Genomic DNA, 3,882 nt, shown 5'->3' with positions numbered 1-3,882 from the left:
AACTGCATGCTTCAGCCCCACACTACGTCCTGCCCCATCGACGAGAAGATCGTATCTATCCACGCGCCATCAGGCTCAAATCGTCGAAGTATCCGATCAGAAATAAAAATGCCAGTCAGCTTAACTGACTGGCATTAGCCGCAAGGCTCCGTTTTTATTTGTGGGCGCAGCTAGCGGTCTAGACTCAGGCTAGTGAGGTCATTACTGACCGCTATCAGTGTTCAAGCCTATGGCCAAGACTGAGCCCGCGAGGACTATCAGCATGCCTGCTTTCGATCCCCATACCGAGCTCGCTACCCTGCTCAGCGAGTACCGCGCGCGCGCCAATGCGGTTAGCCAGGATTTGGCGCGCAGCCATTCGCCGGATTTTGCCGAGCAGGCCTTGCAGCGGCAGAACGACGAGGTGCTCGAGGCCCTGCTGGCGGAAGCCAAGGCGGCCATGCGTCAGGTCGGCTTGGCGCAGTTACGCCTGGCCGAGGGGCAATACGGGCTCTGCCTGCGCTGCGGCGAGCCGATCAACCCGGCGCGTTTGCAGGCCTTGCCGGCCAGCGAATTCTGCCTAGCCTGCGCCGAGCAACAGGATCGTGGGCACTGAGCGCGGCGTGCCGTCGAGCCAGCCCTGCGCTCTGGGCTATGCCGCGTGCTAGTGCTGGCGCGCGGTCACGCTTATGGCTTGTGGAGAGCCGCCGATGCGGCCATGATTTCATCAGCCCTCCGTCCAAGGATTTCCAATGCCTGACTCCGTTGCAGCCCATTTGCGGCTGGCACCTGAAGCCCTTACCCGTCCCTTCTCGCCCGAGCAGTTCAATTTCACCAGCACCGAGGATCTGGAGCCCTTTCGCGGGGTGCTCGGCCAGGAACGCGCGGTCGAGGCCCTGCAGTTCGGCGTGGCGATGCCGCGCCCCGGTTATAACGTGTTCGTCATGGGCGAGCCGGGCACCGGGCGCTTCTCCTTCGTCAAACGCTACCTCAAGGCCGAAGCCAAACGCCTGGAGACCCCGGCCGACCGGGTCTACGTCAACCATTTCGACGAACCCCGCGAACCCCGCGCACTGGAACTGTCATCCGGCACCGTCGGTGATTTTCTCGCCGACATCAACGGCCTGATCGATAACCTGCTGGCGACTTTCCCGGCGGTGTTCGAGCACCCCTCGTTCCAGCAGAAGAAGAACGCCATCGATCGCGACTTCAACAAGCGCTACGACCAGGCGCTGGATGTGATCGAGCGCCTGTCCCTGGAAAAGAGCGTCGCCCTGTACCGCGACAGCAGCAATATCGCCTTTACCCCCATGCTCGAGGGCAAGGCCCTGGATGAGGCCGAGTTCGCCCAGTTGCCGGAAGCCGAGCGCGAGCGCTTCCATGCCGATATCGCCACCCTGGAGGAGCGCCTCAACGAGGAGCTGGCCAGCCTGCCGCAGTGGAAGCGCGAATTGAGCAACCTGCTGCGTCAGCTCAATGAAGAAACCATCACAGTCGCCTTGCAGCCATTGCTGGCCCCACTGTCGCAGAAGTATGCGGAAAATGCCGGGGTCTGTGCCTACCTGCAGGCGGTACAGGTCAACCTGCTGAAAACCGTGGTCGATCAGCTGGTCGAGGTGGAAAAGGCCGACGCCCCGCCCCGCAAGCTGTTGGAAGAACAGTACTGCCCCAGCCTGGTGGTCGACCATCACGCCCACGGTGGCGCGCCCGTGGTGTTCGAATCGCACCCGACCTACGACAACCTGTTCGGTCGCATCGAGTACAACACCGATCAGGGCGCGCTCTACACCAGCTACCGGCAGCTGCGCCCCGGCGCGCTGCACCGTGCCAATGGCGGCTTTCTGATTCTCGAGGCGGAGAAGATGCTCGGCGAGCCGTTCGTCTGGGATGCGCTCAAGCGCGCCCTGCATTCGCGCCAGTTGAAGATGGAGTCGCCGCTCGGCGACCTCGGCCGCATCGCCACCGTGACCCTCAACCCGCAGGTGATCCCGCTGCAGCTCAAGGTGGTGATCATCGGTTCGCGTCAGCTGTATTACGCGCTGCAGGACCACGATCCGGACTTCCAGGAGATGTTCCGCGTGCTGGTGGACTTCGACGAGGACATTCCCCTGCAGGAGGAAAGCCTGGAGCAGTTCGCCCAGCTGATGAAGACCCGCACCTCGGAAGAAGGCATGGCGCCCCTGACCGCTTCCGCGGTGGCGCGGGTGGCGACCTACAGTGCGCGCCTGGCCGAGCACCAGGGGCGCCTGTCGGCGCGCATCGGCGACCTGTTTCAGCTGGTCAGCGAGGCCGACTTTATCCGCAATCTGGCCGGCGACGCGGTGACCGACGCTGGTCATATCGAGCGCGCCCTGAAGGCCAAGGAAACCCGCACCGGCCGCGTATCGGCGCGAATTATCGACGACATGCTGGCCGGCATCATCCTGATCGACACCGCCGGCGCTGCGGTGGGCAAGTGCAATGGCCTGACCGTGCTGGAGATCGGCGACACGGCTTTCGGCGTGCCGGCGCGCATCTCCGCCACCGTCTATCCGGGCGGCAGCGGCATCGTCGATATCGAGCGCGAGGTCAATCTGGGCCAGCCGATCCACTCCAAGGGCGTGATGATCCTCACCGGCTACCTAGGCAGCCGTTACGCCCAGGAATTCCCTCTGGAGATCTCCGCCAGCATCGCCCTGGAGCAGTCCTACGGCTATGTCGACGGCGACAGCGCTTCGCTGGGCGAGGTCTGCACGCTGATCTCGGCCTTGTCGCGCACCCCGCTTAAGCAGTGTTTCGCCATCACCGGTTCGATCAACCAGTTCGGCGAGGTGCAGGCGGTCGGCGGGGCCAACGAGAAGATCGAAGGTTTCTTCCGTCTCTGCGAGGCCCGCGGCCTGACCGGCGAGCAGGGCGCGATCATTCCGCACTCCAACGTCACCACCCTGATGCTCGACGAGCGGGTGCTGCAGGCGGTACGCGCGGGCCTGTTCCATGTATACGCGGTACGCCAGGTCGACGAGGCCCTCAGCCTGCTGGTTGGCGAGGATGCCGGCACGCCGAATGCCGACGGCCAGTTCCCGGCCGGTAGCGTCAATGCCCGGGTGGTCGAGCGCCTGCGTGATATCGCCGCCATAGGCATGGATGAGGACGACAAGGAGGAGGCGAAGAAGGAAGAAGCGCCGGCTCCGGCCAAGGAGAAGAAGCCGCGGGCGAAAAAGCCCGTGGTTTAAATGACTCGGCACGGCTGGCCATTCGCCCGCTGGCTGATCAGTCACTGGGCGGATGCCGCCAGCCGCCGGCGCGAGCTGTTCGGGGCGGCTTTTCCTCGCTCAATCCACAGAGTTATCCACAGGTTGCGGGGGTAACTGCCCGCTTCCCTCAAGCGCCGGCTCGGGTGTAGGCTGAAGACCTGCTCCCGAGAGGGTCGCCGCCATGCCGCGCAGCCTCAACCTCACTCGTCATTGCCTGGGCCTGGATACCCGCATCGAATGCGTGGTGTTGCCGTTGGCCGGTAATTCTGGCCTGTGGACGCTGATCTGCGCCGCCGGCATGTCGGGCAATCAACCCTCGGCAATCAAGTCGCAGGGCCCATTCCACGGGCCTTTTGTCGCCGAAGGGGTGCTCGCCGGGATAGCCGAAAGCCTGCTGGACATGGGCTATGGCGAGTGCAGCGAGGTGCCGATCTGGCGCCTGCATATCCAGGCCGAACTGCGCCGATTGAATGGCGAGCGCGGCCGCCATCTGGGTGACTATCAGTTCCAGCCGGAAACCTGATGGGCCGTTGGGCAGCATTTAACCAGTCGGCGCAGATACGGCTGCCACGCGCTGTGTAGCGATCAATCCTGAGTCTACGCACAAGGTTATCCACAGTTGCCGGGGATAACCCGTGCTGTGGTTTGCTGCAACAACACCAGGGTTGTC

General features: G+C 63.7%; 3 protein-coding genes. All 3 read left to right on the top strand.

Annotation, left to right across the window (positions count from 1 at the left end):
• The first annotated feature begins 262 nt into the window (after positions 1-262).
• The 3 genes from Q8Q83_RS07180 to Q8Q83_RS07170 all read left to right on the top strand — a co-directional run bounded on the left by Q8Q83_RS07180 (position 263) and on the right by Q8Q83_RS07170 (position 3,735).
• Positions 263-595 carry a TraR/DksA family transcriptional regulator gene (locus tag Q8Q83_RS07180; RefSeq protein ID WP_305622398.1) on the top strand — a complete coding sequence of 111 codons (333 nt, stop codon included), beginning with the start codon at positions 263-265 and terminating at the stop codon, positions 593-595.
• A 136-nt stretch (positions 596-731) separates the two neighbouring features.
• A complete protein-coding gene (locus Q8Q83_RS07175) occupies positions 732-3,191 on the top strand; it encodes a Lon protease family protein (protein WP_305622397.1) in 2,460 nt (819 codons plus the stop codon).
• 202 nt (positions 3,192-3,393) lie between these two features.
• Positions 3,394-3,735 carry a hypothetical protein gene (locus Q8Q83_RS07170; RefSeq protein WP_305622395.1) on the top strand — a complete coding sequence of 114 codons (342 nt, stop codon included), beginning with the start codon at positions 3,394-3,396 and terminating at the stop codon, positions 3,733-3,735.
• Positions 3,736-3,882: the final 147 nt, after the last annotated feature.

It is taken from the genome of Pseudomonas sp. (assembly GCF_030696055.1).
In the GTDB taxonomy this organism is placed as follows: domain Bacteria; phylum Pseudomonadota; class Gammaproteobacteria; order Pseudomonadales; family Pseudomonadaceae; genus Aquipseudomonas.
Note: the sequence above shows the minus strand (reverse complement) of the source record. Positions and strands in the feature narration are given on the sequence as shown.